The organism is Flavobacterium sp. FlaQc-48 (genome assembly GCF_044007335.1).
Taxonomy (GTDB): Bacteria; Bacteroidota; Bacteroidia; order Flavobacteriales; family Flavobacteriaceae; genus Flavobacterium.
In genome coordinates this window covers 176,126-190,620 of record NZ_JBIPCR010000009.1, presented here as the reverse complement: position 1 = coordinate 190,620, position 14,495 = coordinate 176,126, and the positions used below count along the sequence as shown (strand labels likewise).

Below are 14,495 nucleotides of genomic sequence, written 5' to 3'. Positions count from 1 at the left end.
TTGCCTGTATTTTTTTAACACATTGAGACATAGCGATTGAAAGCTTAAAAAAGGCGTTTCACTTGCCTGAATTCATATAGCTGTTTGGATCTTAGCGTTTTTTCTTAATGCCTGTTTTTAATTGACTATTACTATTTAAGCAATTCTTTTAATTTTTCCTCTAATGCTGCACCTCTTAGATTATCGCTGATAATTACCCCTTTACTATCCACTAAATACGTTGCCGGGATTGTTTTTACATTAAATGCATTGCTTACTTTATTATCGTCCAGAAGATTGTGCCATTGCATATTTTCCTGTCCCAATGCTTTAAGCCATGCTTTTTCATCTTTATCAATTGAGATACTTAAAATCTCAAATCCTTTATCTGCATAAGCTGTATAAGCCGTTTTTAGATTTGGAATTTCTTTACGGCATGGCGCGCACCAAGATGCCCAGAAATCAATTAAAATGTATTTTTTTCCGGCTACGATATCTTTTACATTGTATGCTTTTCCGTCTTTGTCTTTTAATCCAAAATTGGCAACACTTGTACCAATCAAAGACTTCGGATTTAAATCCTTATCTACCAATTGTCCGTAATAACTTTTTTTAGCTGTTTCTGAAAACTGTGCAAAAACCGGCTTTTGATCGGGTGTGAAATAACTGTATTGTGTCATCATAAAAAAGGGTCCCCACCAGGTCGCTTTATGTTTGGTAATCAGGTTTTCTGAACTGGATTGTACTTTGGCAAAAAATGCTTTTTCTTTGGCTTCAAAGTTTTTCCATTCAGGAGAATTTCCAATCGAATCCATTACTTTTTTATTTCCTGTTGTTCTGGCTTTCGAATATAGTTTTGCTAATTCTTCGGTACCTTTATGATAATCTGCGTAATCTTTATTTAAATCTTCTCTAAAAGCAGTTTCTTTTTTATAGTAATCATTCGCTTTTGATCCGGTAATGACTTCATTTTTAAAATTAAATCTTTCGTCTTCTTTTTTTGGAACTTCAGCCTCAGCTGTTAGTTTAATTTTAGCATTTTCAACTAAAACTGGAATTGCTCCTTTATTTTTTCCAAATGAGACATAAAATAAACGCGGCTCATTTAATTTTCCAGTAAAGGTAAATTTGCCATCCTTACTTGTCGTTTCCGCAACGGCAGATTCTGCTGAATGTGTTGCCCCCGGAATTAACTGAATTGTGGTTCCGTCTTCCAGGCCTTTGATGTTTCCTTCGAGCGTGTAAGACTGTGGAGCTGCTTTTTTAGTTTGTGCCTGATTGCTATAGGAAACCATAGACAAAACGAGACACAATCCAAATATTTTATATTTAATTGTATTCATTTTTGATTGATGTTTTAGAAAAGCTCCCCCTTTCGGAATTCCTACTCAGGAAGCTTTGGGATTTTTATTTCGCTACATTTTGGGTTATGGTTCCGTTTCCTGGGTTTTGTGTAGCCCCTTGAGGAAATGGCATAGTCCATAAATGGGAATCTGATTTTAATGTGTAAGTCGTTCCGTTTGCTGTTTTGGTGTAGCTTACTTTATAAACACCTTCGGCATTTAAGCGGCGTGCATCTGCAAAAGGAATCAACGTGTTCGTAAGTTCGTTGTTTTTTGTTCTGTAGATAGCATTCAAAGCCGTTGTTTTATCTGTAGTCGAAATATCCTGATAAGAAGCCGGGAGGATACGGGTTTTACGAACTGTATTTAATATGGTGAGGGCATCGCTGATTTGCCCCGCACGGGCCAGGCATTCAGCTTTAATCAAATAGACTTCTACGGTGGTGATACCTCCAAAATTAAAAGCACCTGATAAGGTTCTTCTATAATACGTTTCTGCACCAACCGTGTAAAGTTTCCAACGAGAGATAAATTTGGCATCTCCGGCTTCAAAACGTTGTGCACGCTCTACGGGAATACTGTTTTCTGTGGTTAAACTAGAATAAGTACCATGACGATAGGTATAGTTTTCGACATACGTATACCCCATTGGAGATGTAGTAGTCGTATACGAATTTGGAACATCGATAATTGCTTTATTGGTATTGTAATACGCAATCCAGTCATATAATTTATTATTCTCTGCCAATGCCAGATCTGCATATTTTAAAGCTTCTGTATAGTTATTCATTTGCAGATAAACTCTTGAATAAAATGCATATCCTGCCCCTAAATTTGGATGCAAAGGCGTTTGCGAAACTTTTAATAAATACGGCAAAGCTTCTTTAACATCATTCAGAATAAAATCATACATTTCCTGAATGGTTACCTGTTTGCTTGGCGCATTAATATTGGCGCTTGTAATCAACGGAACTGATAATTTTGTTGAAGCTGTTGAAGCTACATAAGTATCTGCATAAAAATTAACCAGGTTGTAATAGTTCATGGCACGCAATACTTTTGCTTCTGCCCAGACTACTCTTTGTTCTGCTTCTGTAGCTTTAGTGGTGCTTAATGCATTTTCAATAATTAAATTAAAAGTCGAAATTCCGGCATAACTTGAGTAATATGTAGTTTCATCTGATACTTTTAATGCAACGCGGTCGGCATTTTCGTCCCACATATAATTTGCACTATACAATCTATTGCTGGCTAAACTGGCAACAGTTACATATTGATCATTTAATAATTGCGACGCCCCGGTAATATCAACTCTGTGGTTGGTGTACTCGTCACGTAAAAAAGCTTCATAATCTGCTAATGTAGTTGGTGATTTTGATCCTTTAGGAATATCATCCAGGTAATTTTCGCAAGATGCTAAAGTCAATCCCAAAGCTAATAAGTACGCTATCTTTATATATATATTTTTCATCGTTTAGTCTTTATAAATTAGAAATTAACATTTACGCCCAAAACAAAACTTGGAGATGTGAAACCGCCTATCAGGTACTTAGCATCTCTGCTTTTAGCAAAAGTGTACACGTTTTCTGCGTTTAAATTGAAGCGTATACCATCTAATTTTACTCTTTTAATCAGTGCGGCCGGCATTTGGTACGCTAGCGAAACATTACTTAATCTTACATTTGAAGCATCCAGAATATTAATATCTGCATAGGAATAAATAGTACGGGAATCGGAATTAAATTCAGGATCATATTCGTATACTGCTCTCGGAACATTTGTAAAAGCCTCATCTCCAGGCTGCATCCAACGGTCTGCAATATGGTTGTTTACTACTGTAATATCCGTTACGTAACCTCCCGCTGCTCCATTGTAATTATTGCTTAGCATGGGCAGGAATGTATTTCTTACTTTGTGTCCTAACTCATAAATGAAAAGTGCCGAAAGCGAGAAGTTATTATAATTAGCCGAAGTATGGAAAGAACCACTATGCGTAGGAACTGTTGAACCAAAATCCTCAATAGCATCTACTTGTCCCGGATTGTATTTTACTGCCGTTCCTGCAGCATCATAAACCTGAGGTAATCCTGTACTGCTTAAGCCAGCCCATTTGTAGCCATAGATGGTATTAAAACTATTTCCAACTCTTGGATAAGCCTGTGGATAATCTAATTGCAGGTAATAAACCGGAGCTTTTACATTTACGTAATCGACTTTGTTTTTATTGTAAGCATATAAAACAGATGCATCCCAAGAGAATGAAGGTGTTTTTACAATAGTTCCTCTTAAGGTAACTTCGACACCTTTATTGGTCATTTGTCCATTGTTAAGCGTGTAAGTCGAATACCCCCATCCTTCTGTTGGAATTCCCTGACTGCTCGCTAACAAATTCTCTCCTTTTTTATTATATAAATCCAAAGTTCCGTCTAATCTGCTTTTAAATAATGAAAAGTCTAAACCGATATTGGTTGTTGTTGTTTTTTCCCAGGACAATTCCGGGTTTGGTCTTTTGCTGACGGTTCCCTGATTTCCTCCAACATTGGAGTTAGAATTGTAATATGCTGTTAAGTACGGCGCAGAATCTTTGGCAATATTTCCTCCAATACCGTATGAAGCACGAAGTTTAATTGCATCTATCCACGCAACATCAAAAAAGGATTCTTTATCAATATTCCATCCTGCTCCTGTTGACCAGGTTGGTTTGTTTTGGTATTTACTGTCTGTTCCCCAAAGATTAGAACGATCCCAGCGAATACTTCCGGAAAGTGTATATCTTTTGTCATAAGTGTAACCACCGGTTCCATAAACAGAAACGAAACGATTTTGCAATTCTTTTTCTAATGAAAACTCGTTTTGTGACATTGAACCACCAAATACAGTCCCGTATACTTTTAATAAATCGGCTTGATTTACTGGCGCAAAACCTAAGGTCTGTGAATCATACCCGTATCTTGTATTGTCGTTATATTCTTGTTTAGAATGGCGAATTTCCATACCTGCAATCGCAGAAAAATCATGCTTCTCAGCAAAAGTCTGATTGAAGTTTAACTGTTGACGAAAATTATAAGCATTAGAATACTGATTTGTTTCTTTTATAATATCTCCATAAGGCAGATTATAAACGGCCTTATTATTAACAATTGTCACCATTCCATTTACCTTGTTTCTCACATAATAGGAATCTTTATCCAATAACTGGCTTGCACGATCTGAACCAAACTCATATTGAAACATTGCGTTGTATGTAAATGCGTGACTAAATTTCACATTAAACTTTGCATAGGTTCTGTTTAAGAAATTTCTACTTTCAATTAAATTTCTTCCCAACTCATCCATCGGAGTTATGTTCATATTATAAAGACCATAATTCTTTATAGAATTAAGTGTAAAACTATTGTAGCGGGATTCTGGTGTAGAAACAAAATTAGTTCCATCGTTATTAACTAATTGATTGTATGGCTGATGTTTATAACCAGCGTTAACTGTACTAGTAGGTGAATTAACAGGGTTATAACTTTGCGTATCGCCTTTACCATAATTAACATAAGTCCCTAAGTCCAAAGACAACCAGCTGTTAATTTGAGTTGAGTTTTTTAAATTAAGTCCAACTGTTTGATTTTCAGAATAAATATCCTCAAGCTGATTACTTTTATAAGTCAAAGAAGCGTTGAAAGCATTCGTTTCTGTCGCTTTTCCTAAACTAAGATTGTGCTGTAGAAAATACTGATCGCGTTTTGCATATCGCGCTACATCGTCATAGTATTTATAACCTTGAGCCCCCAGTGCATCAAGACGGTTATTCATTTCTGCCATTGAAGTTTTCCCTGCATAACCATTTAAAAGAGTCTGCATTCCTAAACTTGTAAATACTGCATTATTTAACAATGATTGTGCATACGTACTTGCATTAGCCGTTTTTAAATTAGGATTTCCATCTGCCCATCCTTTTTCCAAACCAATAATATCAGCAGAATTAGTCAGGTTTCCAGTGTAATTTCTATAAGGAGTAACTGTTAAATTACTTGAAAATGAAACTGTTGTTTTTCCTGCTTTTGCTTTTTTTGTCGTAATCACTACAACTCCATTTGCTGCACGAGCACCATAAATAGATGATGCCGCAGCATCTTTTAGAACTGTTATGGTTTCAATATCTTCTAAGTTCAGACTTGGAAGATTCTCTTCTAGTGTATTATAAGGCGTTAATCTTGTGTTTTCAACAGGAAAACCGTCAATAACATACAAAGGTGCTGTTCCTCCAGTCATCATAGAGGTTGTACCACGAATTTTTCCATCCTGATATCCAACAATACGTCCTTCTAAAATTTTATCGATACTGCTTAAACGCTGCTCGGCAAAATCTTTTGCTTTTAAATTAGAGAATGATCCTGTCGATTTTTCAGCCGTAATATTCTGATAACCTGTAGTTAACACTAATCCTTCTAATTGAAGCGTATTTTCTTTCAGAACAACATTAATTACATTTTTGCCTTCTACTTTTATTTCCTGTCTGATAAATCCCAGATAAGCAAAAGCCAGTGTTGTTTCACTACTAGTGGCAATAATCTGATAATCTCCGTTAAAATCCGTCAGAACGCCTCTTCCCGAACCGTTATCAGAAACGGCGGCACCCGCTAACGGAATTCCTTTTTCATCAGTTACTTTACCTTTTACGATAAAATCTACTTCAGCTTTTTTTTCAGGCTTTTCTATTGGCGCTTTTTTGGCCATTAAAATAATATGATTTCCTGAAACTTTATAATCTGTACCGGTATTATTAAAGATTGTACTTAAAATCGTTTCTATAGTAACATTACTTGTATTTATATCTATTACTCTGTTTAAATCTACTGATCTGACATTGTAAACAAATCGGTAATCTGTTGTATATTCAAGTTTCTCTATGATTTTTCCCACCGTCATATTATTTGCACTGAAAGACATCTTTGCCTTTTGTGAGTAAGTAACTCCAGCCTGCATAACTGTAAGAGTGGTTAATAAAAATAATGTGGTCAATTTCATCTTCAAATCAAATTTCAAAAAAGGCTCGTCGAACCTGATTTTGTTCAATAGTTTTTTCATACTTTTAAAATGTTTTTTTAATGTTGGTTGGTTAATTAACTGATCGCATTTATTCTACCGGGAAATGTTGGCGCATTTTCCGGTTTTTTTATTCCTAACGATCCTTTTTCTTTTGGATTTTTGTTACATAGGCATTTTTTTAAGCTTTAGATTGTTGATTTTAAACTCTAACCATATCTGTATTCTATATTCTATTCTCTTTATTCTATTCTCTTTATTCTATTCTCTTTATTCTATTCTCTTTATTCTATTCTCTTTATTCTATTCTCTTTATTCTATTCTCTTTACTCTATTCTCTTTACTCTATTCTCTTTACTCTATACGCTTTATTCTATACGCTCTACTTAATCGTAATTTTATCCCTGTCAATAATATAATCTATGGCGTAGCTGTCGCTGAAATATTTTAAAACGGCTTCGATAGGTTCGTTATCAAATCGGGCATTAAAAATTTCTTTTCCAAGCATTTTATTTCTGTTAATGAAAGTCACATTATACTGACGTTCCAGTCTTCTGATAATATCATCAAAAGAAGCATTTTTAAACACCAGGCTTCCTTTTACCCAGGCTGTATAATAATCCGTATTGACTTGCTCTGTGGTAATGCCCGGTTGTCCTTTTATATTGGAACCTTTTATTCCCGGTTTTAAATACACCTGATTATGGTCTGTTTTCTGGTATTTATAAAGCGAAACTTTACCTTCGACCAGCACAATATCAGTGGTTGTATTTTCTGTATAAGTATTAACATTAAACTTCGTTCCCAAAACTTCAACATTCACCTCCTGTGTATTCACCGTAAACGGGTGGGCTTTGTCTTTTGCTACTTCAAAATAAGCTTCTCCAATAAGGTATACCTGACGGTTCTGGCCTTTTACAAATTGTACCGGATATTGCAATGTAGTTCCGGCGTTTAGGTGTACCAGTGTTCCATCAGACAGCTGGACTTCAAATTTTTTCCCATACGGAATTTTTATTGTATTGTAAACCAGTTTTCCGTCTGTATTCGTACCGCTGTAAACCAATCTGTTTTTCTCTTGTTTTCCAATTATATTTCCAAATTTGTCCGTCACATTTCGTGCGTCTGCCGGATCAATTGTTTGTCCTGATTCATTACCAATCTGCAATACAATTTCATCTTCTCTCGGGATTACAACATTTTGTTTAGACTGAGTAAGGTTTGAATTCTTATAAAAATAAAATCCGCCTAAAACCAGGATTAAAATGGCTGCATATTTGTAATAGGATGAAAATCTTCTTTTGTAAAAAATATTATTCTCTTTTTGAATTCTCTCTGTTAATAGTCTTTTGGTTTCGGTTGAATCAAAATTGTACACAGAACTATCTATTGCATAATTAATTTTTACAAAATCATCAAATGCAATTTGATTTTCATCCTCTTTTAACCATTCAGTAAGAATCTCAATTTCGTCCTTACTGGCCTGATTTGTGATAAATTTAACTATTAATCGTTCTGACTTTTTCACTGTCATTTTACTTGTTTTTAATATTATTACGAATCCAAAAAACAAAACCCTAACAATTTGATAAAGTTTTTTTTATTTTAATGATTTTTTTATTTTTCACAAGTCTTTTCTTTCAATAAACTATACTAATTTGATAGAGATAAAATAGTAAATGCTTTTATTCCGGCCTTTCTGATTCTTTTTATTTGTACTAATTTTCAAATAGAAAATAAAAAAAAGGCCCAATTTCATTAAATACAGCCCGAATTTTAGCCTTAAAAACTATTAATTTATATATTTGGTTCTATGAAGATCGATGCTTATAAAGATAATGCCACCTTAATTGAATCTCTTAGTAAAGGAGACGAAAGGGCCTACTCTTATCTTATCGATACCTATCATCACAAACTTTGTGTCTATGCCAACAGCCTTGTTAAAAATGTTTACAGTGCTGAAGACATTGTTCAAAATGTTTTTATTAAAGTTTGGGAACAACGCACCAGATTAAAAACTGATCATGTTTTAAAAAGTTTTCTTTATAAATTGGTTTACAATGAATTCATCGATTTGTATCGCAAAAACCAATCGCTGTTCTCACTGGAAAAATCGTATTATGATGCTTTACATTCTGTTATTCAGGAAGAAGATTCTGAATCATTTCAGCGTGTTCTGAATGTGGTTAATAAAGAGATTCAGAACCTTCCGCCAAAATGCAAAGAGGTTTTTATTTTAAGTAAAAAAGAAGGTCTGACGAATATCGAAATTGCCGAACATCTCGATGTTTCGATCAAAACGGTTGAAGCCCAGATTACTAAAGCATTCTCGATTCTGCGTTCTTCGCTTGACGAAAAAATCAAAAGCATTTTATTTTTATTGTTTGGAAAAAAGAAAAATTTGAGATTAAACTAAAAAGGATAGCCTCACAACTACCCTTCTTCTCTATTCTCTTTATTCTATTCTCTTTATTCTATTCTCTCCATTCTATTCTCTCCATTCTATTCTCTTTATTCTATTGTCTTTATTCTCTCTCATATTTCTAAAATCAAAATTCCAAAACAGGTGTTTTCATATCATGATACAAAAGCACTTTCCAGTGTTGTTCTCTGGCTTCCTTCTCCCATTTTTTTCTTGATTCCATAGCACGTTTGCCATCGTAATCTGTTTTATAAGCAACATGAAGTTCTAAATAGGCTTTTTGTGGCAAATCATCGGCTCCGTAAAAAGCAATTTCATCTTCTTCCTTAATCCGGAAAACCTGATGGAATGGTGTATGCCCTTTAGAAACCTCATAAGAGATTTCCTTTGTAATTTCACCTTTATCATTGTCCAGCATCACTACATTTGGCAATGATTTTAACTGATTGAGTATTTTAAAATCATACGAAGGGCTTTGTTTTTGTTCTGATGCAAAATCCAATTCTCTCTTTTGCATATAAACAACCGCATTTGGAAAATTGGGTACAAATTCATCCCGTTCATCAAAAAAGCCAATTCCTCCAATGTGATCTTTATGAAAATGTGAAATCAGCACTTTTGTAATTTGATTTGCCTTATAGCCCGCTTTTTCTATAAGATGCAAAAGCACCGGAGCCCCATTTTCTATAAAACCAAGCCCGGTATCCAAAAGAATTATTTCATTTTTTAATACAATCAAAAACGGACATATCGCAATCTTTAGTTCTTTTAACTGCTCTTCATTTGCATTTTCCAACGAAAAAGAACTAAATATTTTTTGTTTATTCACAGCATAAATACCATGATTTAAGGGAATAATTTTCATTTGAAATAGCTTTAAAGTTTTTTAATTTCTAATGTTGTTACTGGTACGGGAGGTGCAAAAAAACGCTTCTTATAATAAATAAACACCAAAACGGATAAAATTCCGATACATCCCGATATAGCTACCGCTTCTTTTGGGCCCAGAACCTCGGCAAGAACCCCTATTAATAAACTTCCCACCGGCATAACACCCTGATAAGCCATTATGTAATAACTGATTGCCCTGCCCCTCATATGTGGCGCGGCATGTGCCTGAATGTAGGTGTTAATTGCCGCCGACTGTGCCATCATCCCTATTCCGCTTATCGCCATAAACAATAAAGACAAAAGTAAAATATTTGAAAAAGACAATAATAAAACACTTCCGCCAAAAAGAAAACCTGATATAATAATAGTCTTAACAAGATGGTTATTCGATTTTAAGTTGGCTAAATAAATGGCACTTAATACAGAACCAAAACCCATAGCGCTTTCAAAAAGACTAAACGTTTTTGCTGTACCATGAAACAAATCTTTGGCAAAAATGGGCATTAAAGTGTTAAAAGGCAGCACAAACAAACTGCTTACCGACAAAAGGACAATAAGGCTCATCAGATCTTTCTCAGTCGAAATATATTCAAAACCTTCTTTTAATTCCTCCCATAAACTAGTCTGTGGTTTTACATTGACTACAACTTTCATTTTCATCAGGTACAGACATATTAAAACCGGTATATAACTCATGAAATTGCTTATAAAACAAAAATCTTCACCAAGAGTACTCAATACAATTCCGGCTAAGGCAGGGCCAATTACTCTTGCCAGATTTGTCATAGTTGAATTTAAGGCAATTGCATTGGGTAAATCCCCGGCATTGTCGACCATATCAATCATTAATGTCTGACGGCAGATTACATCAAAAGCATTCACGATTCCCTGTAAAAGACTCAACAATATGATGCCTGTCATGCTGTAGAACCTGAAATAAAGCATAGCCGCCAGAGCTCCCGCCTGAAGCATCGAAATAATCTGACTGTTAACCATGACCTTAAATCGGTTGTGGCGATCGACATAACTTCCTGCATAAGGCGAAAGTACCAAAGAAGGGATCAGGCTCACAAACGTCACTACTCCCAATAAAAATGCCGACCCTGTTAAGCGATAGACCAACCAGCTTACTGCGGTTTTCTGCATCCAGGTTCCCATAAGGGATATGGACTGGCCGTAAAAAAATAACTTAAAATTTCTGTACTTTAAAGATCTGAAAATATTCATAACCACTAAGGCAGGAGCCTCTATTAATTTAGTACTACAAATTTCAATAATAATTCTATATTTGTAAAACGTTATTTTTCTATCACATCAATCGATAAAACCGATTTAGAATGGAACTCAGACAGCTCAGATATTTCCTTAAAGCCAAAGAATTACTCAATTTTACAGAAGCCGCTAACAGTTTACATATTAGCCAAAGCACTCTATCACAACAAATTAAGCAACTCGAGGAAGAACTAAAAATCCCCCTTTTTAACAGAATAGGCAAGCGAATTACACTAACAGAAGCAGGAGAATTATTTTCTATTTATGCTTTGCAAAGTATTAACAAGGCTAATGATGGTCTTCAGCTATTAAAAGATTTAAACAATCTGAATACAGGAAAAATTTCGATTGGGGTCACTTACGCATTACGAGATATCGTCACTCGGACACTGATTGAATTTGCTCCTCAATATCCTAAAATTCAATTCGAAATTGTTTTTGGAACTTCTAAAGAATTGCTCGAAAAACTAAATCACTTTGAATTAGATGTTATACTGACATTTGAAGAGATTATTACGGAAAATCTTTTTAAATATGAGGCTCTTTTTACGTCTCCTATGACTCTCGTAACATCAACCCAATCTGATTTAAAAAACAGGGCTTCTATAACATTGCAGGAAATAAGCGAACTCCCTCTTGCTCTTCCTGCCAAAGGATATAACACCGCACAATTTATTAATGATGCTTTTATTAAAAAAGAGCTATACCCTAAAATTGCCATTGAAATCAATGACATTCCAACACTTTTGGAGCTTGTTCGAAGCGGAAACTGGTATACCATCCTGACACAGACAACTATTAAGAATGAAAAAGGTATTTACAGCATTCCAATTGATGGAAAAAACATGATACGAACTGCTATGGTCATATCGATCAAAGAAGCGTATGAAAAGAAAACTGTAAAAGCATTTTTAGATACGCTGAGGTCCTTAATTTAGAATTCCAAATAAAACCAGAGCATAAAAAAAGCCTTCAAAACAACTGTTTCAAAGGCTTTTTTACTAACAATAACTAACTAAAAAACTTAAGGTTTAAGCTCTGTAAACTTTGAATCCAGTTCAAAAGATTTCTTCACTTTTTCAACCGTAATTTCTTTGGCTACCGAAAATTCAGTAACTTTTTTAATATCTGATGAAGAAGCTCCCACCAAAACTTTATAGGTTCCGGCTTCGGCAATCCAGGCACTTTTGTTTTCTAAAAACGAGGCCAGGTCTTTTGGAGATAAAGTCAATTGTAAAGTCTGGCTTTCTCCCGGTTTCAGTTCTTTGGTTTTACCAAAGGCTTTTAATTCTTCTTTTGGCTTATCAATTGATTTTGCAGGAGCCGAAAGGTAAACTTGTACTACCTCTTTTCCGGCTACTTTTCCAGTATTTTTCACTGTAACTGAAACCGTCAATTTATCTTTGAAAGTTGGTGCACTTAATTTTACATCTGTATAATCAAAAGTAGTATAGGAGCTTCCGAAACCAAATTCGTAAGATGGTTTTACATTAAATGTATTGTAATAACGGTATCCTACATAAACGCCTTCTTCATACGTTACTTCTTTTGGATTATGAACAGGAACTCCAGGGAAATTTTTTGCAGAAGGTGTATCAGAATATTTTACCGGGAAAGTCATGGTTAATTTTCCTGACGGATTTATTTTTCCCGAAACTACATCTGCAACAGAATGTCCGCCTTCCTGACCTGGCTGCCATGCTAATAAAATAGCGTCTACTTTATCTTTCCATGAGGCTGTTTCGATTACCCCGCCAATATTTAAAATAACCACTACTTTTTTTCCTTTTGCATGAAAAGCTTTTGAAATTTTATCCAGCATTTCGATCTCTTCATTTGCGATATTAAAATCATTATCGACAACTCTGTCCCCGCCTTCTCCTGAATTTCTTCCTAAAGTCACAAAGGCTATTTCAGAACTTGCTGCTTTTTTAGCGATAAAAGCATCATCCATTTTCATTTCCGGAAGTCTTTCCGGCAAAGCCAAAATTCCTCTGGCTTTTCTTCTCTCTTTTTCAGCCACTACTTCTTTTTCTGCATAAGGCTGGTACAAATCAACCAATTCTTTGTCTAATTTATAACCTGCAGCTGTTAACCCTTCTAAAAGAGAAACCGTGTGTTTATTGTTCACACTTCCGCTTCCTGTTCCGCCGGTAATCCAGGCGTAAGAAGTAACCCCAAATACGGAGACTTCTTTTTGTTTGTCGGCAAAAGGCAAGGCATTATTTGTGTTTTTAAGCAAAACCATTCCTTCTGCTGCAGCGTTTCTGGTTACTTCTGCATTTTTACTTAAGTTGGGTTTATCGCTGTATTTGTATTTGGCGAAAGTGGGCGTGCGAAAAATATATTCTAAAATTCTTCTCGCATTTGTATTTGCTACTTCCTGAGATAGTTTACCGGAGTTTAAAGCTTCTAACAAGGCTTTTTTCTGAACCGGAATTCCCGGCATCAACAGATCGTTTCCGGCAATCATTTGTTGTACCACATCAGAACTTAAACCTTTTTGTATCGATTCAAAACCCGGGAAACCTCCAAACCAGTCCGTCATTACAATTCCTTTAAAACCCCATTCGTTTCTTAAAACCTGAGTCAGTAAATCTTTTCTGGCAGAAGTATATTCACCATTCAGTTTGTTATAAGATGACATTACGGTCCAGGGCTGAGATTCTTTTACCGTGATCTCAAAACCTTTTAAATAGATTTCTCTAATCGCTCTTTCTGAAACGTGAGCATTGATTGTCAAACGATTGGTTTCTTCATTATTCACAGCAAAGTGTTTGATCGAAGTTCCCACGCCTTGTGACTGAATCCCATTTACAATTGCCGCTGCTGTTTTTCCTGAAATCAAAGGATCTTCAGAATAATATTCGAAGTTTCTTCCGTTCAAAGGATTTCGGTGAATGTTCAAGGCCGGAGCCAATAAAACATCCACACCATACTCTTTTACTTCATTTCCCATCGCTTTTCCAACTTCTTCTAAAAGCGCTTTATTCCAGGTTGAAGCCAGAGCCGTACCAACCGGAAATGCTGTGGCATAATACGTTTTAGAGTCATTTTCTCTCGTTGGCTGAATTCTTAAACCAGCTGGACCATCGGCCACAACAGTTGCAGGAATTCCGAATCGTTCAAAAGCAGCAGTACCTCCCGCAGCTCCGGGAACCAAACCTTGTTTAGAATCTCCAACGGGACCTGTCAAAACTTCGATTCCCGGCATTCCGGTTCCGATAAGCAGTTCAGCCTTTTCAGCATTGGTCATTTGTTTGATAATCGCATCGATTCTTTGATCGACAGTAAGACGCGTATCTTCCCAAGGATCTAATTTTCCATTTCTGTTAAAATCCGTAAACGTAAATCCTTTAATTGTTATGAGCGGTGGATTGGTTTCGTCACCTGGAACAGAATTCCACGATAAATTAGAAAGGACCAACGCTGTCAAAAGCGTTATTTTTCCTGTTTTTATAATATTGTTTTTCATAATATAGATAGTTTAAATAGTCTCTTTAATCCAATTGGTGTAATTATTTTTAACACATAGAGACATCGCTTTGTAA

General features: G+C 35.3%; 9 protein-coding genes. 2 read left to right on the top strand and 7 right to left on the bottom strand.

The features are described from left to right. Positions 1-131: 131 nt before the first annotated feature. The 4 genes from ACHRWY_RS15725 to ACHRWY_RS15710 form a co-directional block, all read right to left on the bottom strand. Positions 132-1,322, bottom strand: a complete 1,191-nt coding sequence (locus ACHRWY_RS15725) for a redoxin domain-containing protein (RefSeq protein WP_395355926.1) — start codon at positions 1,320-1,322, stop codon at positions 132-134. A 64-nt stretch (positions 1,323-1,386) separates the two neighbouring features. Further along, positions 1,387-2,793, bottom strand: a complete 1,407-nt coding sequence (locus ACHRWY_RS15720; RefSeq protein WP_395355924.1) for a RagB/SusD family nutrient uptake outer membrane protein — start codon at positions 2,791-2,793, stop codon at positions 1,387-1,389. A 17-nt stretch (positions 2,794-2,810) separates the two neighbouring features. Then, entirely contained in the window at positions 2,811-6,401 is a 3,591-nt protein-coding gene (locus tag ACHRWY_RS15715; RefSeq protein WP_395355923.1) for a SusC/RagA family TonB-linked outer membrane protein, read from the bottom strand. 340 nt (positions 6,402-6,741) lie between these two features. Continuing rightward, positions 6,742-7,893, bottom strand: a complete 1,152-nt coding sequence (locus ACHRWY_RS15710; RefSeq protein ID WP_395355922.1) for a FecR family protein — start codon at positions 7,891-7,893, stop codon at positions 6,742-6,744. A gap of 279 nt (positions 7,894-8,172) precedes the next feature. On the opposite strand from ACHRWY_RS15710, the gene ACHRWY_RS15705 reads away from it, so the two are divergent. Continuing rightward, entirely contained in the window at positions 8,173-8,775 is a 603-nt protein-coding gene (locus ACHRWY_RS15705) for an RNA polymerase sigma factor (RefSeq protein ID WP_395355921.1), read from the top strand. A 133-nt stretch (positions 8,776-8,908) separates the two neighbouring features. Here the strand turns inward: ACHRWY_RS15705 and ACHRWY_RS15700 are convergent, their stop codons facing one another. Together ACHRWY_RS15700 and ACHRWY_RS15695 are read right to left on the bottom strand one after the other, a co-directional pair. Beyond that, entirely contained in the window at positions 8,909-9,646 is a 738-nt protein-coding gene (locus tag ACHRWY_RS15700; RefSeq protein WP_395355919.1) for an MBL fold metallo-hydrolase, read from the bottom strand. Between the two features lie 11 nt (positions 9,647-9,657). Next, on the bottom strand, positions 9,658-10,899 hold the full coding sequence (locus tag ACHRWY_RS15695) for an MFS transporter (RefSeq protein ID WP_395355917.1): 1,242 nt from the start codon (positions 10,897-10,899) through the stop codon (positions 9,658-9,660). A gap of 110 nt (positions 10,900-11,009) precedes the next feature. On the opposite strand from ACHRWY_RS15695, the gene ACHRWY_RS15690 reads away from it, so the two are divergent. Next, a complete protein-coding gene (locus tag ACHRWY_RS15690; protein ID WP_395355916.1) occupies positions 11,010-11,882 on the top strand; it encodes a LysR substrate-binding domain-containing protein in 873 nt (290 codons plus the stop codon). A gap of 86 nt (positions 11,883-11,968) precedes the next feature. Here ACHRWY_RS15690 and ACHRWY_RS15685 read toward each other — a convergent pair whose 3' ends face one another. After that, positions 11,969-14,419, bottom strand: a complete 2,451-nt coding sequence (locus ACHRWY_RS15685) for a glycoside hydrolase family 3 C-terminal domain-containing protein (RefSeq protein WP_395355915.1) — start codon at positions 14,417-14,419, stop codon at positions 11,969-11,971. Positions 14,420-14,495 lie beyond the last annotated feature (76 nt).